Origin of the sequence: Paenibacillus sp. MER 99-2, assembly GCF_023714095.1 — a bacterium.
GTDB lineage: Bacteria > Bacillota > Bacilli > Paenibacillales > Paenibacillaceae > Paenibacillus.
This window is the reverse complement of record NZ_JAMAUZ010000002.1, coordinates 642,496-667,379: the sequence shown is the minus strand read 5'-3', so window position 1 is coordinate 667,379 and position 24,884 is coordinate 642,496. Positions and strand designations below refer to the sequence as shown.

Here is a 24,884-nt window from a genome sequence, read left to right as displayed (position 1 = left end):
GGGAGGTCTAGTCATGACACGTATGGTTTCCAAAGAAGAACAGATCATCAATCTGCTGAATGTACTGGGTAACAAAATTAGTCCCAAGTTCGAACGCTGTACAGGTATCAGCTCCTCTCGCTTTGAGATTTTGCATGAATTGGATCAGGTCGATGAGATCAATCAGTCCATGCTTCAGAAAATCATCAATATCGATAGTGCTGCCATTACACGCCACCTAAAGCAACTAGAAGCGGATCAGATGGTGACCAGACGTAAGAACCCCGATGATAACCGGGTAACTTTTGTTCGTCTGACAGATCATGGTCGCAAGCAGATTGAAGGCTATAAGACAGAGAAAACCAATTTTATTAACCAGATTCTACAAGATTTTAGTGAAGAAGAAGTGCTTGCACTCGCTGATTACTTGGAACGTATGCAAAACAACTTCTAACCAACCTATATATAGAGGAGAGAAATATACATGAGTACAATTGAAAGCAAATTCCAAAAAACAAATGATTTTAACGAAATAACTTACGGCCGTCGCTCCGTTAAACTTTACGATCCTGAAGTTAAAATCAGTCGTGAAGAAATGACAGAGATTCTGGCAGAAGCTTCACGTGCACCTTCTTCTGTTAATATGCAGCCGTGGCGTTTTCTTGTTGTAGACACACCGGAAGGTAAAGAAAAACTTGCTCCTCTGGCTAAATTCAACCAAAATCAAGTGCTGACTTCTGCTGCTGTCATTGGTGTATTTATCGACATGAACAATGTTGAACACCTGGAAGAGATCTTCAGCAAAGCTGTGGAACATGGTTTCATGCCACAGGATGTCAAAGATCAACAAGTTAAATTTGTTAAACCTTATTATGATAATATGCCTGCAGCAGCTCTGCGTGACGTTAACCTGATTGATGCTGGTCTTGCTTCCATGCAATTGATGCTGGCTGCTCGTGCACACGGTTATGACACTAACCCTATCGGTGGTTACGAGAAAGATCAAATCGCAGAAACATTCGGAATGGACAAAGAACGTTATCAACCAGTAATGCTGATCTCGATTGGTAAATCTGCTAAAGAAGGTCATCCTTCCTATCGTTTGCCTGTAGATACAATCACAACTTGGGCATAATCTTAGCTACATTTATTGCTGGTTCTAGTTAAATTCTAGTTAGATATGGCCAAAATGGTCTCTGTCTTCCCACTTTACAGGAGTAACAACCATTCGAGCCAACAAATATACATTACAACGGAGGTAGACTATTATGATTATCATTCACGCACACCTGCAAGTTAAACCGGATCAAGAGCAAGCTTTCCTTGCTGCAACTAAAGAATTGATCGCTGCAACACGCCAAGAAGAAGGCAACATCAGCTATGAATTGTTGAAACATACAGAGCAAGAACAAAAATATACGATGGTTGAACTGTGGAAAGATGAAGCAGCTACAGCTGCTCATAACGCAAGTGCGCATTTCCAAGCTTTCGTTCAACAAGCTGCAGCTTTCATGGCTGCACCAATGAATGTTGAAGTATTTGCTGGAGAAGCTGTTAAACACTAATATTCCCTCTGTGTTGCATATTCAAGCTATGCATGCGATATGTATAGAACAGTACAGCCACATGAAGCTCATCTAATGATGATTTCATGTGGCTTTTTCATGTTTATAGATTGCAACAAACAGCACATACACTAGATAGTTTGGTTTTCAACTATACTAGTATTGAAGTTACTTACTTGATGGGACGAGCAGGAGTAATACTTTGCGGGTTGTTGAACACATTTTTGGGATCATACTTGGCTTTGACTCTCCGTAATCTGGCGTAGTTTGCACCATAATACACAGGTCCATAATGCTTGATGCCTTGGTCTGGTACGTTAATATATGAACCTACAATGTATGGCTGTAATTTTTGGCGTGTGTTACGTACGATTGCAATATTTTTGGCGGCTTGAGATGGTTTCGTCCACGAGCTGTTCCATTCAACATAAAACTTCGCTTTGCGCCAGAAAAACGCTGTAGACCTAGGTGATTTACGACTTACTGCTCCGCCCCAGTTGAGGAAAAAGAATCCCGCAAACTCCCCTTCTACATTTTCCAAAAATCTACGCATCGACTTGATCGCTTGGTCTGGAAATGGTCGTTTGGCGAAACCCGAAGAGAACTGGTTACTATACCTTTGAGTAAGTACCGGATCTGGTGGCAACAGGAAGGTTACAGCATCAGGATAAGGCACCGAGCGTATAATCGTTTGCGTTGGTGTTCCGACACTGGTGAGTGGCTTTAACAAGCGAAGTGCTTCTGTTTTGGAGCCAAGAAATAACCCCTCCATACTCACATTTCCACCCTTTTTAGGTCCAATGGACAACTCACTGCCCAGTCTTGTATCCACGGACGGAGCCCACTTTTGCCAAGCTTTCAGAACTTTCTCCCATTGAGCCCACGGCCAAGTAATCCGATATACCGTAGCCTTTGCCGGTGCACGACGTACTTTGAATTTGTATTTGGTGTATACCCCGAAGTTACCTCCGCCGCCTCCCTGAGATGCCCAAAAGAGATCTGCGTTACAATTCCGGCTTGCCCGAATGACTTTTCCGTTAGCGTCCACCATCTCAAGTTCGAGCAAGTTATCGCTAATTAATCCAATGGTGCGCTGGAGTGGCCCGATCCCACCACCTAACGTAATTCCACCAATACCTACCGTCGGGCTGTCACCAAATGGAGCGATGAAGCCTTTTTTCGCCAGCGTATGTGCGATTCGCCCCACTCGATTTCCTGTGCCCACAACGACTGTTCCCTTTTTGGTATCCAGCTTAATGGTATTCAGTTCACTAACATCAATAACAATGCCACCATTCACCTGCGATAGATTCACTTCAAGTGCATGCCTTCCACTCCGTGGTCTGATAGGTACGTTATTTTCACGAGCCCACTTGATGGCATTGGATACATCTTTCGTTTTTTGGGCAAAAACGAAGACTTTAGGTTTTCTGTCGGTATGAGGATCCCAATTTTTACGTGCCGCCTCATAACCTGGATCTCCTTTATAAATAACCCGTCCGGTAAGCTTTGTTGATGATTTCACCATATGCCACTCTCCCCATTGACCATTTGTTGACTCCCACTCCACGAAAGTACCCTATACTGTATGAAGGACATTCGCGGAGGGAATGGGCGAGTTCAAAAAAAGAATCTTCCCTCTTGGCCAATTGGACCTGGGAAAATTCCTTATACGATGAGATATAATGATCATCACAGATCGATTAAAATGCGTTTAACCGTCAACTGGGTCAATCTTAACAAGCTTGCGTGGCTCCTGTTCTTTCTCACCATACCAGACTAAGACATCAGCTAACTTATCCAGAATGCGAATAAAATGTTCCTGGTCAGTCGCTGAGATGTTATCAGCGTATTTAAAAATCTCATCGAAACACAGCTTACGCACAAACGCCGTGTACTCGGCATACACTTCTCGTCCCTTTGCAGAAGGTTTAACATAGATGTCTTTGCGATTGCCGCTTAGATGGTACTTCTCCAGCAAGCCTTTTTCAGTCAAGTTTTTCACGTTCTTGGAGAACGTACTGCGACTAACGCCAAGACGTGCTGCCATTTCGGACATTTTCTCTTCTTTATCCTCAGCTTCAAGAATGTACTCCAAAGTCTGAATCTGTGAAGCCGAGAACATCACATCTGTACCATAACTTCGCTGCAGCTTATAGGTGTTAGAATATGCATTGCCATATTTGATAATCTTCTCAACGAGTGCTCGATGGTTGCCCATCCATTCCAATTTCATCGGTAATCCCTTTCATCTTCAAATTCTCTCTAAATGTACTGAAATCAGATATGTTTTTCAATCCACGTTATCGCTTCTTCAATAACTTCATCACGATTAGGCTCGTTAAAGATCTCGTGCATGAGGTGTGCGTAAATTTTCAACGTTTTATCGGTCGAGGCAATATCTCCGTAAAAGTCACGTGAATCCTGTTCACTCACCAGTCCATCATTCGCTCCATGCAGAACAAGTACCGGATCAACAAATTGCTTCGCATGTTCCTTCAGCCACGCTACCCCATACCCCAAGCTATTGAACAGATCTACAGAAATCTGCTTCTCAACCAGCGGGTCATTATTGTATGCGGATACAACCTCTGGATCACTACATACGCCACTTCCAAGCTCATTCGGAAAATACGTGCCAAGTGGAAGGTCAAGCGGCAGTTCTCCGGCAACCTTTGTATTGTAACGAGTGAGTGCTCCTGAAAGGATAATACCTTTTACTTTGCCAGGGTATTTCGTCCCGAACGCAGAAGTTGCAAAGCCGCCCATGCTATGTCCAATCACAAATATCGGGATATCACCGCTCTCTTGCAATGCTGCTTCAACAATGACATTGACATCATCAATGATTTGATGAAAATCACTGTAGAACGTGCGCTGCCCTTCTGATCTGGCATGACCCCGATGGTCAAACCGATACACACTAACCCCACGTTTATTCAGTTGTTCCGTTACATAATCATAGCGCCCAGCATGCTCGCATAACCCATGAACGATAACGACCGCGGCCTTCACATCACTGACAACATTTTTACTGAAATAAAGCTGAGTTCCGTCAAAAGATTTAATCTTAGTCTCAATCGTATTCATATTCATCCCGTCCCTTTCACTGAGTTCAAGTCATCGAAATGTTGTAGCTTGAGTGCTTGTGAATCAACAATCCATGATTCTAAGTCAACATCAATTTGTATTCATTAAACATAATATTGTTTCTTACGGAAACAATATATCACGACTTATGTACCTTGTCTACGAGAAATTATAGCGCTTACAAAACAGGCAAATGCATACCTTCTGCAGTTCAACCACAAATCCTCTCATGCTTGTCGATTTCCCCTCATCATTAAATAGAATAATAGCCCAATTAAAATTCAATTTTATATGATGAAGTGTATTAGAGATGTACCATATTAATCAACTGAACTCTCTATCTTAACTCGAAACCATTTATGAAACCTCTTGTTCCTTTGAATTCCGCTGTTGCTCCCCGCTCTTCTTCTTTCGATTCCGAATAGATCCCACAATCCATAACAAGAGTGGCAGCAGAATAAAGTTCACAGGTAGATTAAACGGTACAGCCACTAGCTTAGGAAAAAGAATGGAGCTATCCACGAAGTCACGTGGTATCATCGAGAGCACAATCGCAATTGGAGCAGCGATAAATATAAAAATGCGCCAACGCTTGATGCCCAACCATTGAGAAGTCCCGTAAGAGGCTGCAAACAAATAAAGCGATACTTTGATAAAAATCCCCATAATCCAGATCGCGACAACGATTGAATCAAGATTTTGCAAGAAACCGAAGGAAACAAAGCGCACTAGATTGAGAAACGGATATGTTTGTCTGGATGCAGTTGAGTAGCCAAAAATTGCGACACATTGCATTGCAGACAATAGCGTAAAGAGACCTGCTACCACTGATCCGAGTACAGCTCCTTTCACACCATCGCGTGGATGAGAGAGAAAAGGTAAAATCATCATGAGCAATATGTTGTCCCCTAGAAAGGACGCAGTTGGCAGAGCACCTTTGACCAGCACTAATAGATTGTTGTCAGCCATGACTGGCACCAGATTATGAACCTGAACCTGTGACATGTTGAGCAACAAGGGCACCATAATGCCGAGCAGAATGAGCGGTCCCAATACCTCACTGCATCTGGCCAGCACCTCAATCCCAGCGAATGATACGTAAACCGCCACAATAATCATACCAACAATCGGGATAATGACTGGGGTCAATGGAAGAATCGTACCAATCATAAAATCGCCATATTGTCTCAATATGATCGCTAGCACTGTAAACCAGTACAAAACGTATAGCAAAATGATAAAATGCCCTAGAATCTTGCCCATAATCTTAGGTGCATAGGTAATGAGGGATTCATTCGGATACATCATACTGATGCGAGTCAAGATATAGGCCAGCCCCACGGAGAACATGCTGGAGAGCAATATGGATATCCAGGCGTCCTGCTTGGCAATAGCAACGGTAGGATTGATAGTGAGTAGAATGGTCATACCAATCTGCATCGTAGAGATCATCCAAAAAATTTGATTGCCGCTGATCTTCTCCTTGCTCATGGGGCCTACTCCTCTCTATTTGGATTGTTGGGTGCTAAACATACCGGGACGTAAAATATCCGCTTTTACTATAACCGTGAACTTGATTTGCGGAAAAATAGCCTCCCAATCCTTCTCATGCTTTTTCCATATGCGAGGATATTTACGGTGAAAAGCGCCAGCAAAATTGAAAATGTCCGTTTTGTATTTGTTTTTGGCTTCATCAATTGCCAGATAAATACGCTCCTCAATATTTTCTTCAAGCTGCTTTTCAATCCTGTGCAGACTCTTGCTACTCTGATCGGTGTTAATGTCCGTTGTATTCTGAATTAATTGATTCTTGCAATTAACATGGATTGTAATGAACCACTCGCCGTTTCTAAAAACAGGCTTAATTCTTGAGCGATTTCGCAGCAACTGTACCGACAACGTACCATCCGAATGTTCTGGACGTATGGTAATAATCGCATTATCCATTTCGTTAATAGCCCAAAGAATACCTCTGGTTACTCGAGTATCGGATACACCGATCAGCTTACCGTCATGCAAGATCGCTGTTCCATTGATATAACCGACGCCTTTTGAAGGGTCGTCCTGATTAGGTGCTTGCAGCAACTCAACCCAGGGGAGCAACGCCGTCTTGCTCTCTTCTTCTAACATCTCCATCAAATGTGCCATCGACGAGGTGATGCTCGTTTTGTTAACAGCCATCTCACGCAAAACTTCAGATGTATTTCGCTCCAGAATGGAGTGCATCTCCAGTACTTTTTTGGCTTTACCTTTGCTAACAAAGACATAAGCTCGCTCACGCGGCTCTGAATCCCGCATAAGGAAATCCATATCCTCCTTTATGCCGTGTTCTACCTTGTCTGCGCCAAATATGTATACTTCAGCATGCCCCCAATAAATTTTGCGTGAAAACTTCATCTGTAACTGGGACAATGCATCGGCAATATTTACACCGGAGGCTGATTGTACAAAAGTTGTACCTGTCCCGCCTGACGCTTCCCCAGGTGACTGACCCTGCGCTGAATCTTGAGGGATGAAGATTTGTATACTGACTTCAATCGTCTTGTCATCCCGCTGATCAATGGCTACACCTGTTACAAGCGCCAAGTCATTGACTTCCTTACGATCCCAACAGCCGCTCAGCAAAGGACACAGTAACAGGACGACTAGCAAAAGTAAGGCAATACGCACCCGCCTGTTCATGAGGAAGCTCCTTCTTCTCCTTGATCGGGACGATCGAAAGCGGATTGCCGAATCGTTTTTTTCTTCCCAGTCAGGCTTGGTCGTTTCGTATTGCTCCAAATCGGCCCCCGCATGAAGCTGTCTAACATCTCACTCCATTTCATTGGCGCAAGTGGTTGCAAGTAGGGAACACCCAGTGAACGAATGGAACATAGATGAATAATGATGGCAATTACGCCAAGCATCAGCCCAAGCAGACCAAACATCCCCGATAAAAACATAATGGGAAACCGCAATAGACGAATGGCAATACCAGCGCTGTATTGGGGCAGTAGAAAAGAAGCGATGCCCGTTATGGCAACGACCATAACCATTGGTGATGAGACAAGCCCTGCGGAGGTTGCCGCTTGTCCAATGACAAGCGCACCGACGATACTGACGGCGGAACCTACCTGCTTCGGCAAGCGTACACCGGCTTCTCGCAATGCCTCGAAGGAAACCTCCATCAGCAGTGCTTCCACAAGTGCTGGGAAAGGAATATCTTCCCGTGACTTCGCAATGCTGAGCAGCAGTGAGGTAGGTACCATTTCCTGATGGAATGTCAGCACCGCCACATATAGCGAGGGTAGAAGCAGCGAGATGATAAGAAACAGAAATCTAAGCCAGCGAATGAAACTGCTGATAATATAGCGCTGATAATAATCCTCCGGCGATTGCAGCATAGCAAAAAAAGTTGTAGGTGCGATGAGGCAAAATGGTGTACCATCCACCATAATGCCGATTTTCCCTTCGAGCAATGAGGCACTAACGACATCAGGACGCTCCGTAACCTGAATCTGCGGAAATGGCGAATACGGATGATCCTCAATCAGACCCTCGATATATCCGCTTTCCAGCACGCCATCAATATCAATTTTCTCAATGCGTCTTCTGACCTCTTCCACCAGAGAATGATTGGCGATTCCATCAATATGCACAATCAGGACAGCGGTCTTCGTATATCGCCCAACCTGAATCGGATTTAACTTCAGTGCGGGATCTTTAATTTTGCGCCGCAGCATCGAGGTGTTGACACTTAATGTTTCGGTAAACCCTTCACGAGGTCCGCGGATAATCGATTCTGCCGCAGGCTCCTCAATGCCACGTTGCTGCCAACCAGGTACGCCGACGCTAATGCCGAATGGCAGCTTATCCACGAACAGCGCTACGCTTCCGTTTGAAATGTGGTTAAGCAGATCTTCAAAACTCGTAACGATGGTTAGCTGGCTTGTAGTGACGATCGAGCATATGTAGGCAAAGTCAATCTGGGAATCACCAGCACGCGCTTGTAGCAACGGTGCCAGAACGTGCAGGTCAAGAAGCGACTCATTGACCATTCCGTCGATAAACATTAGAAAAGCATCTACGCTGCTGGCGAGCGGAAACGTTCTTGTTTTAATATCCGATGAATTGTTATAAATCTTCTTGATGATGTCTACATTCGCTGCTAGCTCCGTGCTGAAGGGCATATCCCGGTAATCTAAAATGTCGACCATCTCAATGCTCCTTAAGTGAGTAGAGTAGTTGCGCAAGTCTAACTTAAGGATATATTTTCTCAAAACGGATTTTTTATTCTCTCTTGGCAAAGACACAAGCTACTCAATGGCATCATGTATGCAGTTTTAGGTGCGTGGGTTGGAATGTTAGCATAGGCTAAACCACTAGTTCTCAAGGCTTTCAAGCTATCAAAATGATAAAAACTAAAAAACACCATCACATGATGTGACGGTGCTCTTACCAAACTTTTGAGACTTTCGCCATAACTCTAGCTGCGGTTCTTAACTCCCCAATCGCACAACTGTTCCAACACGGGCAACAACGTCTTAGCCTTGTCTGTGAGGCTATACTCGACTTTGGGCGGCACTTGTGGATACTCCTTCCGCTGAACCATCCCATCGGCCTCCAACTCTTTTAGTTGTGAGCTTAGCGTCTTAAATGTGATTCCCCCCAGCTGCCTTTTCATTTCATTGAAGCGAACCGTTTGTTTTTCCGCTAAGAGATAGAGAATAATCATTTTCCATTTCCCTCCAATTAGGGACATCGTATAACCAAAGGGTGTATCTGCAATATTCGTATCTCCGCCGTTCAAATCGGATATTCCCATCATTTCACACTATCCTTTCAGATAGTACCTATCTTTAAAGTGCGTACTATCCTATTCTATGTCCCAAGTTTATACTTAGCCTTACTTTCAAGTAAAGGAGAGAAACATATGAATGCAGTTCAAACGTATAATCATAATCTCTGGGATCACGGTATTTCACAAGGATACAGTGTCAACGGTACCCTCTACATCTCGGGTCAATTCTCCCATAATGCAACAGGTGAGTTCGTTGGAGTTGGTAGTATCGAAACCCAGACGCGTCAAACCCTGGACAACCTGGATCACGTGTTAGCAGAATTCGGAATTACGAAAAACAATCTCGCTTATGTTGAAGTGTACCTAACTAACGCACAGGAACATGGAGGGCAAGTTATTGAGATTTTTAAAGAATACCTCGGGGATCACCATCGTCCTGCTGGTAGCCTTATTGGTGTTACCTACTTAGCTTTCCCCGAACAATTAGTCGAGATCAGAGCAGTAGCACATACGGAATAACGCTATTATAAGCGGTTAGTAGCCTCTCTTAGCAAAGTGAAAAGCGGAGATTCTCAGCATATGTGCCGGGAATCTCCGCTTCTCATAACAATTAGTACAGTCTGATCAAAAAACTGCCACAATTAAAAGAGCGACTTAGTGCACGTACTCCCGCTCAATTCGTACTAACTTGGTACTCTCCTCAAAATCAACGGACAGACCCAACTGTTCAGAAACAAATCGCAGTGGCACAAAGGTAACACCCCGACCAACAGTTGGAGCTACGGGAACTGTCGTTTCTACCCCGTTGACCCGGACTTGCTGGCTGTCCGTCTTCAGAACAATTTCCTTCTTATCATCTGAGATCCGAATGACTCGATCAACTGGATCCCACTCGACGTCGAGTCCTAGTGACTCACTTACAAGCCTTAGTGGAACGAGCGTGCTTCCTTTTTCAATATAAGGACGATTCACTTCATCAAAATAATTCGTTCCCGTACGTGTCTCATACGACCAACCTTTCTCAACAGAAAATTGCAGGTTCCATTTCTCCGTCTCGCCCGGATAGAAGTGCTGGGATAAATCATAGAAGTCTACCGTATAAGATAACTCGGTAGCCTGTCCACCCAACGTACGCAAGCCAGTAATGTCAACTTGGTATTTCCCTGTGTAGTCCTCTACTCCGTCCAGACGGAAAATAATAGCGTTAGACACGCCGAACCCACTTAACTGCACATTCAAGTATAGATCATTGTTTAGATCGTTATTTGTACTATCTAGCACCCATTTTTTCTGGCTTTGCAGATCAGTGACTTGTACCTTTACATTCTGCAAAGAAGGCTTCTCATACTTGTCGGGATTCAACGTGACAGACCATGGGTGAGAACCGCCAAATAACTGCTGCGGGAAATCTGCTGCCGGCCAGGCGATGTAATCATAATTCACTGCCTCAGCACGAGACTTGTCGAACACCTGCATTGAACCATATCCACCAGCGATACCAAAACCCACCTTCTGCAAAGAAGGATTGAGCACCCAACGGCGATGTCCTACTCGATCTGCATTCCTACCTGTATCTGGCATATAACCGTCTAATACATTTCTACTTAAGTTATCTCTTCCGCTTGACAGGTTACTACTTTTAGTGGATTCATAGCCTCTGTTATAGAAATCATCTGTCATATCTGCTGGTTTCTCAGGATAGTGAGACAGCTTATCGGTAGCAGCCAGTAAGACCGCACCATGCTGTGCCAACGCATTCAAATCGTCATCCAACTGTACATCACTTGGCAATCCTGCCAAGGCACGAGCAAGATTCGTAGCTAACAAGGCTTGTTCAAGCATTGTCTGATTCACTTTTCCGATCTCATATGGTGCTTTAAAGGAAGGTTCCGTATCATAAGTCTTTAATCCAACATTCATGTCCTGCAGTTGATTCCATGTTCGCTTGACCTCATCCCGTTCTGGAAAAACAAGTCCTGCTGCTGATGTCAGATTAGGCGCTAGCATAAATATCACAAGCCACGCCATCGTCACAGCAGACCATCGCAATACAATTCGTTTCATATCTCTATATTCCCCATTCTCTTCGTAGCTATTGTTATAAGAAGTCTTTGATCTAAAAAATGGTTGTTCCTCTAGCTCTAACTATGTATCTCTCCAGCAAGATGTAAGATGTACCTAAAAAAAAGCTCACTCCTTTACTATCATATTTAGTTGCTTGTATGCCATAAACTTATAAACCTTCCATCATCATAACAGAACCCTTATGTGGGTTCTACTATATTTAACCAAGCTGACCAACCTTGCCATGAAGTGCGGCACCAAGGTACTGGGAGCTGCACACGAGTGTGAAAATAAAGGCTTCCTTTAGTGATAGAAGCATCAGCTTTAAATTTTTTCGTGTGCACTGAATTTTTTTTGTATATAAAAACTGCAATTTAACATAAAAAAAACCGCCAAACACGAGAAAATCCTTGTGTTTAGCGGGTTCTTTAAGTATGGAGCCTAGGGGGATCGAACCCCTGACCTCTTCGCTGCCAGCGAAGCGCTCTCCCAGCTGAGCTAAGGCCCCAAGATATACAATAATAACTCGTCCACCTCTGCAACCTTACGCAGGCGACCCTTTTATCATATTCAATCGGTGTTTTACTGTCAATATCTTTTTCTGCTCCTACAAAGCTGCCCAAAGGATCTGGAGAAGAACAATCTTCCTATCTGGAACACAATCATGATGACGTATCGTAACCCCAGCTTGCTCTTCTCCCTTTGCCTAGGCATCTAATCCTCGAGGTCTTCTTTGGACAGCAATGATTTCAATTCTTTCATGAACATATTGATGTCTTTGAATTGACGGTACACCGAAGCAAAGCGAACATACGCCACTTCATCCACGGGAAAGAGCTGTTCCATCAATAACTCACCAATCTGACGACTCTCCACTTCCGCATCAGCGGTATTACGCAAAGATTTCTCTGCTTCAGAAACCATCATCTCAAGTGTCTCCACCGAGACTGGACGTTTCTCACATGCACGAATAAGTCCGCGGAGAATTTTATCCCGACTGAACTCTTCTCGGCTTCCATCTTTCTTAATAACAATCAGCGGTGTTTCTTCCACCATCTCAAATGTGGTAAATCGGCGGCTACATTGCTCGCATTCACGACGACGACGAATGGATTTTGCTTCATTGGCCGGACGGGAATCAAGCACCTTGGTGCCCATAAAAGCGCAATAAGGACATTTCATTTTTCGATCACTTCCCATGTTTGACTTTTTTCCATAAGTTCCCTGTAAGCATTTTGTAATGAAAATGGTATCTACGACACATAATACTTTTACCAACCGCGAGGAGGTGAACAGCAATGGCACAAAGCAACGGTAACTCCAACAACTTGGTGGTAACTAAAGCTTCCGCAGCCCTGGAACAACTGAAATACGAAGTTGCTCAAGAACTCGGAATCAGCATCCCACAAGACGGATACCAAGGTAACATGACTTCTTACGAGAACGGTTCGATCGGTGGATACATCACGAAGCGTCTGGTAACAATTGCAGAACAGCAATTGGCAGGTCAATACCAATAATATCTGCATCGTAATACGGTATTATAGAGGAGCATGGGGCGACCGGTGAACAACCGGTCTGCTCTGTGCTTCTACTATTATAACCGGCTCTTGTACCGTGCATGATGCCATTCGTTTTTTTCACAAGTCACCTGCATCTAACTACAGCATCCCACGATATATCCGAACTAGAACGTATTATAGATCTTAACATATTGATTATAATAATAAATAACGCGTTGTACATAGTGCCGGGTTTCCCCAAAAGGAATGTCCTTGACTGTATCAAAAGAACCATCCCACACGCCATCTCGGAGCCAGCTACTTACTTTACCAGGTCCTGCATTATATGCAGCAATCATAACCGCTTCATTGCCATCGAACTGATCGGACAAGTTCTTCAGATACCAAGTACCAAGCTGAATGTTCCTTTCAGGCTTATGCTTCAGTTCTTCTAATGACGTACCCGGAATTTTGGCCTGCTCCATAATCCAATTCGCCGTATCAGGCATGAGTTGCATAAGTCCGATGGCACCACGTTTGGATTCCAAGCTCGTTTTGAAATTAGTCTCTACCTTAATGATCGAAGCAATTAGAAACGGGTCTACCTCATAGCTATAGGATTGTGCCCGTATCTCATCCTTATATTGAATCGGGTAGAACCACGCCATCCAGTTCGTATTCAGGAACAGCACTAGAACGAAGGAAACAAACATCAACAACAGTACTCGTTTCTTACGCAGCCATTTCATATTAAACCCTTACCTTGAAGGAGAGATATGACTTGTTGCTCTGTATCGGCCCATGATCCGCTGTTATCAATCACGATATCGGCAAGCTGTTTCTTCTGCTCAATGTCCATCTGGGCTGCAATCCGGGCATCAGCCTGCTCACCAGTCAACCCATCCCGGCTCATTAATCGTTCTCGCTGTAACTCTCTAGGTACGTATACAACGACGACTTCATCGAACCCTTTTTCCAGACCCGACTCGTACAATAACGGAATATCCGATACGACAAGCTTATCCGGGTGTGCCTGCTCATATGCAGCCGCTCGTTCTCTCATCTCTCGGCGAATCGCCGGATGGGTAATAGCCTCAAGCGCTTTACGTTCCTCTGGATGCTGAAAAACAATACTACCTAGCTTCTTGCGATCCAACGTCCCGTCTTCATGAAGAATGGCTTGTCCGAACCGCTGAACAGCGGCAGCCAAAACAGGATGCCCGGGCATCATAACCTCCCGGGCAATAACGTCTGCATCAATGAGCAGTGCTCCTTTACTGGCAAGAAGGGCGGAAACACTGCTCTTTCCTGTGGCGATTCCGCCGGTTAAGCCAATATTCATCATTTCACCTCACAACAGCTTCATTATTCCCATAAACATTAATAACAGTGCTGGCAACACGGACAAGCGACGCATCCATTGCAACGCAGCAAAACGAAGTCCAACCTTCATCCCAAGTGACAGAAACGCTCCACTGAACAATGCAATGACAAGTGCTGTCCACAACGTTGGAAATCCAAGTAATGCTGCTCCAAGTCCTGCACCGAATGCATCCAGTGATAGAGCAATCCCCAGCCACATTGCTTCCTGAGTCGAGATGCTTCCCGAATTATCCATATCTGCCTTGGAGGGACTTCGTAGTATTTGAATCACGACGCCTAATTTTCGAAGTTCTAAGGTGAAGACCATCCGCTCCACAGATCCGCCTGAAGCAGATTGCTCCAGTTCCAGTGCAAGAACCTGATTCCTTCCTTTGGAAGTTACGTCTTGCTCTGTCAAGGCTGATGTTCCGATGGCTCTACGCTCCACATGCTCACTTGCCGAGTCTTCCTCCGTACCTTCGTCTGTCTCCGCTTTTTCCTTACTCTGCTTGCGAATAAGCTGGAATAGTGACCATCCACCAATCACAATCAAGATTACAGCACCAACTTCGGATGCTACATTCGGTGAAACTACTCGTGAGAGAAGCACTCCCACCTGCATAGACAAGGCAATAACTAATCCCGAACAAATGGAGATAACAGCAATGGACAACAACGGAATCTTGGTTTTGCGCAGCCCATATGTAATCCCGACTCCAAAACCATCTAAACTAAGCGCCAAAGCAAGCGCCAGTAACGAAATAAAATGATGCAGCACCCCGGATTCCTCCCCTGTGCGGATCCATTCCAACCGACAGATGTCAGTATGGGTATTCGCCCGCTTATTTCTGCCATATCAGTATATGGAAGGAGGAATCCAAGGGTGCTACAGTTTAAGAGATCGTTCGAAAAGTAATGATGACTTCAGGCTCAGCGTAGTGATGCAACTAAAGTATAGGTTGGCATTTCGGGCAGTAATGTGTACCTCTGCCACCCACCACACTTTTCTCAATCATTGTACCGCAATTATGACAAGGCTCGGCTTTACGTCCATATATCTTCAATTGATGCTGGAACATGCCCATCTCACCTTGACCATTCACATAAGACTTAATCGATGAGCCACCTGCATTAACCGCATCCTGTAATGTGGACACAATCGCTTCGTGCAACACCGTTAGCTGAGCCTCAGACAATGTTTTGGCAATCGTCTCTGGATGAATACCTGCGCGGAACAGAGCCTCGTCCACATATATATTCCCAATCCCGACGACATATGCCTGATTCAATAATACCGCCTTGATCTTGGTTGTCCGTTTGCCAACGGCATCGCGAAAGGCAGCAACCGTAAACGCCGGATCAAGCGGTTCTAGACCTAGCTTCAACAAGGGTTTGGAGACAAGCTCCTCTCCCGCATTGAACAAATGCATCGTGCCAAACTGGCGTACATCCTTATAACGCAATTCAGTTCCGTCGGTGAAGTGGAAGATTACATGTGTATGCTTCTCTACCTCTTCGTTCTGCTGGTACACACCATAGCGCCCTTCCATCCGAAGATGAGAGACAAGCACCAGCCCGTCCAGCAAAATACGTAAAAACTTCCCTCTGCGCTCCACACCGATCACTGTATGTCCCGCGAGTTCTAATGCAAAAGCATCTATATCGTCCGGCCGCTGAATAATACGCGGCAAACTAACTGTAACTCGATCAATGGTCTTGCCTACGATAAGTTGATTCAAAGTTCTTCTGACTGTTTCGACTTCCGGTAATTCCGGCATGATGTTCTCACCTCCCCTATATTATAACGGAAGATGAGGCTCAGCGGCACCCTTTCTTGTGTCAAAAGCATGGGCGTAACCAATTGTAAAATATCGGTAGCTCCCACCACTTTCCATGCAACCATTATCTATTATTTCGCCTCGTACCAGTTCTCCCCGTAGCTCACTTCAGCTTTGAGCGGCACAGACAGCTCTAACGCTTTTTCCATGACAGCTGGTACTAGCTCTTTCATCGTTTCCAGTTCATCTGCCGGCACTTCGAATACAAGCTCATCGTGTACCTGGAGCAGCATACGACTGTTCAAGTTACGCTCACGTAACGCCTCATCCATCTGAACCATGGCAAGCTTGATAATGTCTGCTGCTGTTCCCTGGATTGGTGTATTCATCGCTGTACGTTCAGCGAAGGAACGTATATTGAAGTTACTTGCATTAATTTCAGGAAGGTAACGACGACGCTCCAATAACGTTTTGACGTATCCATCCTTACGCGCTTCCCTCACAATATCATCCATATACCGACGTACGCCTTGGAATACTTCAAAGTATTGATCAATAAACTGCGCAGCTTCTTTACGCGTAATGTTCAGGTTCTGAGATAAACCGTAGTCGCTTATGCCATACACGATTCCGAAATTTACCGCCTTGGCTGATCGACGCATATCACTATCCACCTCTTCAGCCTTCACCCCAAATACGTCAGAGGCCGTCTTCGTATGGATATCCATATCATGTACAAAAGCTTCCTTTAACCGCTCGTCATCCGAGATATGTGCAAGTACACGCAATTCGATCTGGGAATAGTCTGCCGCCAAAATCGTCCAGCCAGGCTCGGAAGGAACAAATACCTTCCGGATCTTACGACCTTCCTCCATCCGGATCGGAATGTTCTGCAGGTTCGGGAATTGACTGCTCAGGCGGCCTGTAGCCGCGATCGTCTGACGATAATACGTATGAACTTTGCCATCTCGCGGTGAAATCTCCTTCAGTAGTCCTTCCACATAAGTGGATTGCAGCTTCGCCAACTGACGGTATTGCAAAATATGCTGCACTACTTCATGATACGGAGCGAGCTTTTCCAATACTTCCGCATCGGTGGAGTAACCCGTTTTGGTCTTCTTCACTACAGGCAAACCTAATCTATCAAACAAAATCTCACCCAACTGTTTCGGTGAATTAAGGTTAAATTCTGTACCTGATAAGCGATAGATCTCCGACATCAACCGACCAATCTGTTCTTCGAATTCATGACCCAATGCTTGCAAATCAGCCGTATTTGCCTTAATCCCCTGTTTCTCCATGTCAGCCAAAATACGTGATAATGGCATCTCCAGCTCATGGAACAGCGCATTCATCTCATCACTCTCTAGCGCCTTCTCCTGTAGTGGAATTATGGCTGCCACCGCCGCTGCTTTACGACATAGAAAATCACCTAATACTTCAGCCTCAGGCACTTTATACTTAGCACCTTTGCCCATAACGATATCATCCTCTACCAGAGAAGGTAGCCCGTATTTGGCAGTTAAGCCACTAATCGTCTGGTTCGACTCTGTTGGGTCAAGCAGATATGCAGCCAACTGCACATCAAAAGCTGCTCCCGCAAATTCAATGCCATGCGCATGAAGCGCAAGATCTACGCGATGTAGATCATACCCTCGCTTCGGCTCGTCCGGATTCCCTAGCCACGCTCTTACAGAAGATGCCGCCTTTGATTGAAGCAATTCGGGAGACAAGAAGATATATTCTTCGCCTGCACCTAATGCAATCCCAACCAATTCCGCCTGATGCGGATTATCTCCGTGCGTTTCCACATGGATAACATTAATCGTCTCAAGCGATGCAAATAGCTCTTCAATCGTTTCCTCTGTAGCAATGGTAGATATGACCTCAGCTGCTGGCACAGCTGCTGCTACGTCTACCTTGCCACTGAAGTTTAGACGTTCAAGCAATGACTTGAATTCCAGCTTCGCTAGTGCTGGCCCTGCTGTTTCTTCCTGTAAACCAGCAAACTGCATATCTTCCCACGTCTGCTCCAGTGGAACCTCGCGGTGGATCGTGGCTAACTGCTTGCTCATCCGAGCGTCTTCGGCGTGAGCTTCAATCTTTTCTTTCATTTTACCTTTCAGCTCAGCTGTGCCATTCAGTACATCCTCCACCGAACCGAACTGATGCAACAGCTTTAATGCTGTTTTTTCTCCAACCCCAGGAATGCCTGGAATGTTATCAGAGGTGTCGCCCATCAGACCTTTCAGATCAATAATCTGCAATGGAGTCAAGCCATAACGTTCCTTAATCTGGGCAGGGTCATACAATTCAATATCCGTTACACCTTTACGTGTTAACCCGATATGAACATGGTCTGAGGCAAGCTGCAGCATGTCCTTGTCACCCGATACAACGAGCACCTGTCTTCCCGCTTCATCCGCACGTTTGGTCAACGTTCCGATAATATCGTCCGCTTCGAATCCTTCAAGCTCAAACTGTGCAATGCCGAATCCTTGCAGCAATTCTTTTAGCAATGGGAACTGCTCTGATAATTCAGGCGGTGTTTTCTCGCGGCCACCTTTGTACTCCTGATATCCTTCATGGCGGAAAGTCACCTTGCCCGCATCAAATGCCACCATCACATGTGTTGGCTTATGCTCTTCAAGCAGCCTTAACAGCATTGTGGTGAAACCATACACCGCATTGGTATGTAATCCTTTTGAATTGGTCAGTGGTGGCATTGCAAAAAACGCCCTATATATAATGCTATTTCCATCTATAAGAATAAACTTGTCCATTCCAGCACCTCACGTATCATATGGTCATACTTCAAATTCTATATCTACTCTCATGATACCATACACGCCTGCAACAACAAAAAAGAAAGGAACCTTCCCTATGAACTACCTATATGTATAGGTGTCCTGAGAAAGCTCCTTCATTCCGTGCGTGTAAGTCCCCAATTCCAATCGTATGCTTGTAAATTACAATTACTGATTCAGATCCGGACGTTTGCCCGTGACCAGATATACCGTACTCTCACCGATGTTGGTTGCGTGGTCACCGATACGCTCAATGTACCGACCTACCATCATCAACAGCATCGCTTGTGAAGCCCGGTTTGGATGATCTGTCATGAACGTGTATAGATCACTAATCATGTGGCTGTACAGCTGGTCAACCTGATCATCAGTCTGAGCCATTTTGTAAGCCAGATCTGTGTTTTCCTTCAAGAAGGATTCGATGGATTCATCGATCATTACTTTAACAATCTCTGCCATTCTCGGAATATCAACAAGAGGTTTAATCAACTGCTGACCTTCCATACGAAGTGTTACTTTGGCTACATCCAGTGCAAGATCACCCATGCGTTCAAGATCACTGGAGATTTTGAAAGCAACAATAATGCGGCGCAGATCCTTGGCAACCGGCTGCTGTGTAATAATGAGCTTGGAACCAAGTTCCATGATTTTGTCTTCCAACGCATTCAGAATTGCGTCATTCTTGATGATGACCTGAGCCTTTTCCACATCCAGCGTCTGTAGACTCTCGATTGCTCCATCCAGTGCTGTTCCTACGTGCTCGCCCATCTCACGAAGCAATGTACGCAGTTCCTCAAGCTCTTGATCAAATTCTTTTCTTTGAATCATAGGTTCCATCCCCCTCGTCCATCATCTCCGGATATGCCGGGAACATTCCAATCAGCTTACTTAACCGAACCTACCGGATATATAATCCTCGGTTCGGGAATCCTGCGGTGTGGAGAACAATGTCTCGGTATCCGCGGCTTCCACCACTTCACCATTCAGGAAAAACACTGTCCGACCGGATACCCGCGCGGCCTGATGCATGTTGTGGGTTACCATAACAATTGTATATTTATGATGCAATTCCTTAACAAGCTCCTCTATTTTAAGCGTAGAAATTGGATCGAGGGCTGAGGTTGCTTCGTCCATAAGTAATACGTCAGGCTGAACAGCAAGTGCACGTGCAATACACAGACGCTGCTGTTGACCACCAGATAGACTAAGTGCTGACTTTTTGAGTACATCCTTCACTTCGTCCCACAGAGCTGCATGTGTCAGACTTTGCTCCACCAATTGATCCAGCTCAGCTTTCTGCGTTACTCCGTGGAGGCGTGGGCCATAAGATACGTTATCGTAGATCGATTTTGGAAAAGGATTCGGCTGTTGGAACACCATCCCTACACGCTTGCGCAACGTTTCAACTTCGATCTCGTTGCTGTAAATATCCGAGCCGTTCAGCAGAACTTGTCCTTCCACACGAACACCTGGAATCATGTCATTCATCCGATTCAATGTACGGAGCAATGTGGATTTACCACAACCTGAAGGACCAATAAACGCAGTAACCGTTCGCTCCGGCAAGTCCATCGATATATTTTTAAGCGCATGATGCGTATCATAGTATAAATTAAGTTTATCAATGTGAATGAGGTCTTTCATGGATGCTCACTTCTCCTTCGCTGCAGGGAAATTTAGTCCCTTTACGTTGATGCCCAATTACTATGATCAGAACAAGCTTCTTGGCCATCTTTAACATCCTACCTTCCGATTGTAAAAACCGTATCACTTTCATGTTAACGGAATGTAAAAAGACATCTTCTACGCTATGACCCAGCAGGGTCTGATCACAGCAACGATGGATGCCTTATATCCATTATGATGTTAAGAAAATATGTAAGGAGAAGTTTATTGAGCATGCACCATCACTTTTAACTGTGTACGAATATGTGTAGCCATATCTGCTGCTTTCTCTCCCTCTTCTGCTATCCCCTCTGCAATCCGAGACATCCCTGCAACAGCGCTGCTCATATCCCTGAAAGCAACCTCTCCAGCAGTAACATGTGTTGAACTGTCATCAATCTCTGCGGCGCTTGCCCGAATCGATTCAACGGTCTGTTTCGTCAAGTCACCAATACCTTCAAGCAAAGACGACATATTACCTGCCACCTCACGAGTCTGCTTGGCAAGTAATCTAATTTCACCGGCTACCACTTGGAAGCCGCGACCGTATTCACCTGCATGGGCAGCTTCGATCGATGCATTCATAGCGAGTAATGCACTTTGATCTGCCAACGATCGGATTGAACTTGCCATCCCTGCTCCAGTTTGAATCGAGTCCAACATTACATTTGCATGCTGACGTTGCCCCTCCATATGTCTGTAGACCTGTTGATAGGACATTTCGACTTGTGTGAGGCTTCGCTCTCCTTCTGCGGACAACTGCATAATCCGCTGTGCTTCTTCACCTGCTTGTCCTGCAGCCTGTACTAGACTTGTGACCGAATCGTTAATGCGAGCAATCTCCTGTCTTGATTCGGTGATTGTTCTAGCACGTTCTTCACTTGCCTGATGCTGCAGCTTCCGTGATAGAAACATCATATCCCGCATCGTTAGCACGCCTATTAGCTTGCCCTCTTCCGTAACCAGGATACAGTCATAAAAATGCTGCTCCTCTCGCTTCAGGGCGATATCAATGATGCTCGGCGCGTCTGCGGAAACATCCACAATAACCGGCATTGGATCGACTACATTTTGGACTGCTTTACGATAAAATAAATCTGCTGCAAAACGTCCATTCAGGAGTCGATATAACGTCTCCCTCATTAACAAACCAAGCGGCTTCATTTGTTCATCACACATTACAATACATGGATATGCCTCATCTGCATTTAACATGCCAGCCGCTTCCCCACAAGTGGTATGTACATATACAACCGGAACTTCACGGCAGTAATCACGAATGGATAACGGATGCTTAAGAAGTGCCCTTTCAGGCTTTTCAACTTCCTTCATATCAGTTATGTTCTCTTGTACATGGCTGTCTTGTTCTAACGGGTCAATTGGCCTCATTTCAAGCAACATAGGCATAAATGCGCATTCTCCTTTACGTATGAACTCCATCCTGCGGTGCATTATGTAGGTATAAAGTATCACTCATTCGAATTTATGCTACTCCTCATTCATGAAGGAAAATAATTCTTTATGTAAAATCACTGTAAAAAAAACTCCCCAATCATCGTTAACTCGAATGATGGGGAGTTTTTCTTTTTACAACCAATTTATAACCTACACCACGAATCGAATCAATGTGAACCGATTCTGGATCTAACTCTAGCTTTTTCCGCAATGAGCTTACATGAACATCGACTGTACGTTGACCTCCGATATAATCGAAGCCCCAGACCGCATTCATCAGATCATCGCGAGTGAGCACAACGCCCGGTTTCTTCGCAAGATAGAGAAGCACCTCGAACTCCTTCGGCCGCAAACTAATGGACTGTCCACCAAGCGTTACTTCATACTTCAATGGATAAATCTCCAGTTCACCCAATACAATTCGCGAGCCTTCTTTGTCCTCTGGCTGAGGCAAGTCCTCACCGTTGGAATATCGTCTTAACACTGCGTCTACTCTGGCGAGCAATTCCGATACGCCAAATGGCTTGGTGATATAATCATCTGCTCCTGATTTCAGACCTTGTACAACCTCAGCTTCACCGGTTTTGGCTGTCAGAATGATCACCGGTGTCGTTACACCTTGAACTCTTAATTTGTTCAGAATGTCTAGACCATTCATTCCTGGCAACATCAGATCTAGCAATATCAGGTCAAATTCCTGCGATAATGCTCGATCATATCCAGAAGATCCGTGATCCTCTGCTGTTACATCATAGCCTTCCTGTGTAAGGTTATACGTGAGTAATCTTGATAATGTAGGTTCGTCTTCAATTACAAGCAAACGCTGTGCCATGATACCCCTTCTCTCCTTATAGTGCGCGTTCAAACAGTCCAACTTCGAGAACAACCTCACTTCTTATAGGTTGTTCTATAGCCACAACACATTTCCTATCATATCATCTATTTGTTAACTGAGTGTAAAGAAATAAACACCTTTTTACAATTCGATTCCAGAGGCCTATACTTCTTCATCCTGAATTAACGGAAGAATGACACGAAACGTTGTTCCCAGACCGAGTTCACTTTCTACGGAAAGTTTGCCGTGGTGGAGTTCAACAAGGTGTTTAACAATGGATAATCCAAGTCCTGTACCACCCGAGTTCCGTGATCTCCCTTTATCTACACGGTAGAAACGTTCAAAGATTCGTGGCAAATCGTTCTTCGGAATACCTATGCCGGTATCAGATACCGCAAATACGACCTGCTCCTCATCATCCTCATGCTCTACTGTCACTTGTAATTTCACGCGTCCACCTTCAGGGGTGTAATTGATGCCATTGGACAATAAGTTGATGAAGATCTGCTTCATCTTATCCTCGTCCGCCTCGATATACAGTTCCTCAGGCACAACCATCTGCATTCGAATCTGTTTTTTCTCAGCCACGGTGGATAGTGTTCCCAGAACCATTTCAAAAAAGGAGTGTACGTGAACAGGTGAACATTGCAACGGAGCACGCTTGGATTCAATTTTGGACAACTCCAGAATATCTCCAATTAGTCGGTTCAGTCGATCCCCTTCATCATAGATGATTTTCAGGAATGAGCGTTCTGTTTCCTTATCCTGCACACCACCGCTTAATAACGTTTCAGCAAAACCTTTAACCGCTGCTACAGGCGTCTTCAGCTCATGGGATACATTGGCTACAAACTCACTTCGCATCGACTCCAGCCTGCGAATTGCCGTTACATCCTGAAGAAGGAATAACATTCCGCGGTAACTACCATCGTCTTCGGTCATCGGCACACCATCAATACGAATCAATCGTTCCTCTGGATTAAATACACTGACTTCCTCATGCATTCGTTCTTGCAGAGCGACACTCTCCTCAATGGAACGTGTTAGCTCATAGTGTTTCTTTAATTCTACATACGGCCTACCCGTAACTCGTGCAGCCTGAATGCCGAGCATCCGTTCTGCTTCTCGATTCACCAGTGCAATAGACTGCCCTGCGTCAATCATGACAATGCCACCTGTCATATTGGCAAGGACACTTTGCAGCAATGCCTCATTATCACGAATCGTTTTGAGCTGGGTTTGAAGACTATCGGCCATTCCGTTAATCGCAAGCCCCAACTGACCGATCTCATCCCGGCGTGTGACATCAACTCTGGCGTCGTACTCTAATTTAGTAATTCGATGAGCGACCTTGATGATATGCTCTATCGGCGAGGTTAAGCTTCGAGCCACACGATAACTCACAAGGGCTACGATGAGAAACAACAATCCAAGGGCTGTAAATGTGATCACCCAACCACGTTGAAGTCCTTGATCGACAGCAGCAAGGCTCATGGATAAACGGATATAACCGTCGAATTTACCTCCTGGTACTTCAACCATGTCACTCTGATCGGAATTGACAGGAAGTGCGACATAGAGCATGTCCTGCCCTAACGTCTCACTATATCGAATGGCCTGACCATATCCTTCTCCAATCGCACCCTTGATTTCTTCACGTTCCAGATGATTATCCATATTGGCTGGATCGCTCTCCGAGTCACCGATGACTGTTCCGTCCTTATTGATAAAAGTTACTCGCGAATCTGTCAGCCGATCGAGTTCAATTGCACGCGCAGAATAATACTGTCTGGTCTCTGGAGATGTCGGATCGCTTGCATCGTGAAACGGAAATGTCGCTTTTAACAAATTAATCTCACGCACCATCGTTTGTTCCAACGCTGTGGTATGTGTAGTCTTAAACACTCTGCCCATCGTATATCCCGCTACAATAACGGATACTCCGATTAGAACCATCATGATGATGGATAGGCGAACTCGAAATGGTCTCATCAATCTCTTC

General features: G+C 45.0%; 24 protein-coding genes and 1 tRNA gene. 5 read left to right on the top strand and 20 right to left on the bottom strand.

The genetic code is table 11. The features are described from left to right. Positions 1-13: 13 nt before the first annotated feature. From M3636_RS14050 to M3636_RS14040, 3 genes are all read left to right on the top strand, one after another. Positions 14-433 carry a MarR family winged helix-turn-helix transcriptional regulator gene (locus M3636_RS14050; protein ID WP_056695410.1) on the top strand — a complete coding sequence of 140 codons (420 nt, stop codon included), beginning with the start codon at positions 14-16 and terminating at the stop codon, positions 431-433. Between the two features lie 30 nt (positions 434-463). After that, on the top strand, positions 464-1,114 hold the full coding sequence (locus tag M3636_RS14045) for a nitroreductase family protein (RefSeq protein WP_128101209.1): 651 nt from the start codon (positions 464-466) through the stop codon (positions 1,112-1,114). Between the two features lie 133 nt (positions 1,115-1,247). Next, positions 1,248-1,544, top strand: coding sequence for a putative quinol monooxygenase (locus M3636_RS14040; RefSeq protein ID WP_128101208.1), 297 nt, complete (start codon positions 1,248-1,250; stop codon positions 1,542-1,544). Positions 1,545-1,716: 172 nt separating this feature from the next. On the opposite strand, the gene M3636_RS14035 is transcribed toward M3636_RS14040, so the two are convergent. The 7 genes from M3636_RS14035 to M3636_RS14005 form a co-directional block, all read right to left on the bottom strand. Beyond that, complete coding sequence (locus M3636_RS14035; protein WP_251382936.1) at positions 1,717-3,072, bottom strand: FAD-binding oxidoreductase; 1,356 nt, start codon at positions 3,070-3,072, stop codon at positions 1,717-1,719. Positions 3,073-3,258: 186 nt separating this feature from the next. Next, complete coding sequence (locus M3636_RS14030) at positions 3,259-3,780, bottom strand: MarR family winged helix-turn-helix transcriptional regulator (protein ID WP_128101207.1); 522 nt, start codon at positions 3,778-3,780, stop codon at positions 3,259-3,261. Between the two features lie 44 nt (positions 3,781-3,824). Further along, positions 3,825-4,634: an alpha/beta hydrolase gene (locus M3636_RS14025; RefSeq protein WP_251382935.1), complete on the bottom strand. Its 810-nt coding sequence runs from the start codon at positions 4,632-4,634 to the stop codon at positions 3,825-3,827. A 357-nt stretch (positions 4,635-4,991) separates the two neighbouring features. Beyond that, the gene (locus M3636_RS14020) at positions 4,992-6,125 is read right to left on the bottom strand and encodes a GerAB/ArcD/ProY family transporter (protein ID WP_251382934.1); all 1,134 of its coding nucleotides are present in this window, start codon (positions 6,123-6,125) and stop codon (positions 4,992-4,994) included. A gap of 15 nt (positions 6,126-6,140) precedes the next feature. Next, on the bottom strand, positions 6,141-7,316 hold the full coding sequence (locus M3636_RS14015) for a Ger(x)C family spore germination protein (RefSeq protein WP_251382933.1): 1,176 nt from the start codon (positions 7,314-7,316) through the stop codon (positions 6,141-6,143). After that, entirely contained in the window at positions 7,313-8,830 is a 1,518-nt protein-coding gene (locus tag M3636_RS14010) for a spore germination protein (protein WP_251382932.1), read from the bottom strand. The genes M3636_RS14015 and M3636_RS14010 overlap by 4 nt, the downstream gene beginning before the upstream one ends. Before the next feature lie 269 nt (positions 8,831-9,099). Further along, a complete protein-coding gene (locus tag M3636_RS14005) occupies positions 9,100-9,438 on the bottom strand; it encodes a winged helix-turn-helix transcriptional regulator (RefSeq protein WP_251383078.1) in 339 nt (112 codons plus the stop codon). A gap of 108 nt (positions 9,439-9,546) precedes the next feature. Between M3636_RS14005 and M3636_RS14000 the strand changes: the two genes are divergently transcribed. After that, positions 9,547-9,933, top strand: a complete 387-nt coding sequence (locus M3636_RS14000) for a RidA family protein (RefSeq protein ID WP_251382931.1) — start codon at positions 9,547-9,549, stop codon at positions 9,931-9,933. A gap of 135 nt (positions 9,934-10,068) precedes the next feature. On the opposite strand, the gene M3636_RS13995 is transcribed toward M3636_RS14000, so the two are convergent. The 3 genes from M3636_RS13995 to nrdR form a co-directional block, all read right to left on the bottom strand. Further along, the gene (locus M3636_RS13995) at positions 10,069-11,478 is read right to left on the bottom strand and encodes a stalk domain-containing protein (RefSeq protein ID WP_251382930.1); all 1,410 of its coding nucleotides are present in this window, start codon (positions 11,476-11,478) and stop codon (positions 10,069-10,071) included. Between the two features lie 435 nt (positions 11,479-11,913). Continuing rightward, positions 11,914-11,986 (bottom strand) — tRNA-Ala (locus M3636_RS13990). 206 nt (positions 11,987-12,192) lie between these two features. Continuing rightward, a complete protein-coding gene (nrdR, locus tag M3636_RS13985) occupies positions 12,193-12,660 on the bottom strand; it encodes a transcriptional regulator NrdR (RefSeq protein WP_128104388.1) in 468 nt (155 codons plus the stop codon). A 116-nt stretch (positions 12,661-12,776) separates the two neighbouring features. Here nrdR and M3636_RS13980 point away from each other — a divergent pair, with 116 nt between their 5' ends. Further along, entirely contained in the window at positions 12,777-12,998 is a 222-nt protein-coding gene (locus M3636_RS13980) for an alpha/beta-type small acid-soluble spore protein (protein ID WP_053783555.1), read from the top strand. 167 nt (positions 12,999-13,165) lie between these two features. Here M3636_RS13980 and M3636_RS13975 read toward each other — a convergent pair whose 3' ends face one another. From M3636_RS13975 to pnpS, 10 genes are all read right to left on the bottom strand, one after another. Further along, a complete protein-coding gene (locus tag M3636_RS13975) occupies positions 13,166-13,729 on the bottom strand; it encodes a lytic transglycosylase domain-containing protein (RefSeq protein WP_128101198.1) in 564 nt (187 codons plus the stop codon). Further along, positions 13,726-14,322 (bottom strand): dephospho-CoA kinase, encoded by a 597-nt coding sequence (coaE, locus tag M3636_RS13970; protein WP_128104387.1) that lies wholly within the window; start codon positions 14,320-14,322, stop codon positions 13,726-13,728. The genes M3636_RS13975 and coaE overlap by 4 nt, the downstream gene beginning before the upstream one ends. Positions 14,323-14,331: 9 nt before the next feature. Next, positions 14,332-15,120 (bottom strand): MntP/YtaF family protein, encoded by a 789-nt coding sequence (locus M3636_RS13965; protein ID WP_128101197.1) that lies wholly within the window; start codon positions 15,118-15,120, stop codon positions 14,332-14,334. Between the two features lie 169 nt (positions 15,121-15,289). Beyond that, a complete protein-coding gene (gene mutM, locus M3636_RS13960) occupies positions 15,290-16,120 on the bottom strand; it encodes a DNA-formamidopyrimidine glycosylase (RefSeq protein ID WP_128101196.1) in 831 nt (276 codons plus the stop codon). 131 nt (positions 16,121-16,251) lie between these two features. Then, positions 16,252-18,903 (bottom strand): DNA polymerase I, encoded by a 2,652-nt coding sequence (polA, locus tag M3636_RS13955; RefSeq protein WP_251382929.1) that lies wholly within the window; start codon positions 18,901-18,903, stop codon positions 16,252-16,254. Between the two features lie 192 nt (positions 18,904-19,095). Then, complete coding sequence (gene phoU / locus M3636_RS13950) at positions 19,096-19,755, bottom strand: phosphate signaling complex protein PhoU (protein WP_251382928.1); 660 nt, start codon at positions 19,753-19,755, stop codon at positions 19,096-19,098. Positions 19,756-19,815: 60 nt separating this feature from the next. Then, positions 19,816-20,571, bottom strand: coding sequence for a phosphate ABC transporter ATP-binding protein PstB (gene pstB, locus M3636_RS13945; protein ID WP_251382927.1), 756 nt, complete (start codon positions 20,569-20,571; stop codon positions 19,816-19,818). Positions 20,572-20,817: 246 nt separating this feature from the next. Continuing rightward, a complete protein-coding gene (locus M3636_RS13940; RefSeq protein WP_251382926.1) occupies positions 20,818-21,999 on the bottom strand; it encodes a methyl-accepting chemotaxis protein in 1,182 nt (393 codons plus the stop codon). A 151-nt stretch (positions 22,000-22,150) separates the two neighbouring features. Continuing rightward, entirely contained in the window at positions 22,151-22,879 is a 729-nt protein-coding gene (locus M3636_RS13935) for a response regulator transcription factor (protein WP_128101191.1), read from the bottom strand. 165 nt (positions 22,880-23,044) lie between these two features. Further along, positions 23,045-24,874, bottom strand: a complete 1,830-nt coding sequence (gene pnpS, locus M3636_RS13930) for a two-component system histidine kinase PnpS (protein WP_251382925.1) — start codon at positions 24,872-24,874, stop codon at positions 23,045-23,047. Positions 24,875-24,884: the final 10 nt, after the last annotated feature.

Coding starts and splice junctions, on each gene's coding strand:
- M3636_RS14050 (WP_056695410.1), top strand. CDS start 14: ATGACACGTATGGTTTCCAAAGAAGAACAGATCATCAATCTGCTGAAT.
- M3636_RS14045 (WP_128101209.1), top strand. CDS start 464: ATGAGTACAATTGAAAGCAAATTCCAAAAAACAAATGATTTTAACGAA.
- M3636_RS14040 (WP_128101208.1), top strand. CDS start 1,248: ATGATTATCATTCACGCACACCTGCAAGTTAAACCGGATCAAGAGCAA.
- M3636_RS14035 (WP_251382936.1), bottom strand. CDS start 3,072: ATGGTGAAATCATCAACAAAGCTTACCGGACGGGTTATTTATAAAGGA.
- M3636_RS14030 (WP_128101207.1), bottom strand. CDS start 3,780: ATGAAATTGGAATGGATGGGCAACCATCGAGCACTCGTTGAGAAGATT.
- M3636_RS14025 (WP_251382935.1), bottom strand. CDS start 4,634: ATGAATACGATTGAGACTAAGATTAAATCTTTTGACGGAACTCAGCTT.
- M3636_RS14020 (WP_251382934.1), bottom strand. CDS start 6,125: ATGAGCAAGGAGAAGATCAGCGGCAATCAAATTTTTTGGATGATCTCT.
- M3636_RS14015 (WP_251382933.1), bottom strand. CDS start 7,316: ATGAACAGGCGGGTGCGTATTGCCTTACTTTTGCTAGTCGTCCTGTTA.
- M3636_RS14010 (WP_251382932.1), bottom strand. CDS start 8,830: ATGGTCGACATTTTAGATTACCGGGATATGCCCTTCAGCACGGAGCTA.
- M3636_RS14005 (WP_251383078.1), bottom strand. CDS start 9,438: ATGGGAATATCCGATTTGAACGGCGGAGATACGAATATTGCAGATACA.
- M3636_RS14000 (WP_251382931.1), top strand. CDS start 9,547: ATGAATGCAGTTCAAACGTATAATCATAATCTCTGGGATCACGGTATT.
- M3636_RS13995 (WP_251382930.1), bottom strand. CDS start 11,478: ATGAAACGAATTGTATTGCGATGGTCTGCTGTGACGATGGCGTGGCTT.
- nrdR (WP_128104388.1), bottom strand. CDS start 12,660: ATGAAATGTCCTTATTGCGCTTTTATGGGCACCAAGGTGCTTGATTCC.
- M3636_RS13980 (WP_053783555.1), top strand. CDS start 12,777: ATGGCACAAAGCAACGGTAACTCCAACAACTTGGTGGTAACTAAAGCT.
- M3636_RS13975 (WP_128101198.1), bottom strand. CDS start 13,729: ATGAAATGGCTGCGTAAGAAACGAGTACTGTTGTTGATGTTTGTTTCC.
- coaE (WP_128104387.1), bottom strand. CDS start 14,322: ATGAATATTGGCTTAACCGGCGGAATCGCCACAGGAAAGAGCAGTGTT.
- mutM (WP_128101196.1), bottom strand. CDS start 16,120: ATGCCGGAATTACCGGAAGTCGAAACAGTCAGAAGAACTTTGAATCAA.
- polA (WP_251382929.1), bottom strand. CDS start 18,903: ATGGACAAGTTTATTCTTATAGATGGAAATAGCATTATATATAGGGCG.
- phoU (WP_251382928.1), bottom strand. CDS start 19,755: ATGATTCAAAGAAAAGAATTTGATCAAGAGCTTGAGGAACTGCGTACA.
- pstB (WP_251382927.1), bottom strand. CDS start 20,571: ATGAAAGACCTCATTCACATTGATAAACTTAATTTATACTATGATACG.
- M3636_RS13940 (WP_251382926.1), bottom strand. CDS start 21,999: ATGCCTATGTTGCTTGAAATGAGGCCAATTGACCCGTTAGAACAAGAC.
- M3636_RS13935 (WP_128101191.1), bottom strand. CDS start 22,879: ATGGCACAGCGTTTGCTTGTAATTGAAGACGAACCTACATTATCAAGA.
- pnpS (WP_251382925.1), bottom strand. CDS start 24,874: ATGAGACCATTTCGAGTTCGCCTATCCATCATCATGATGGTTCTAATC.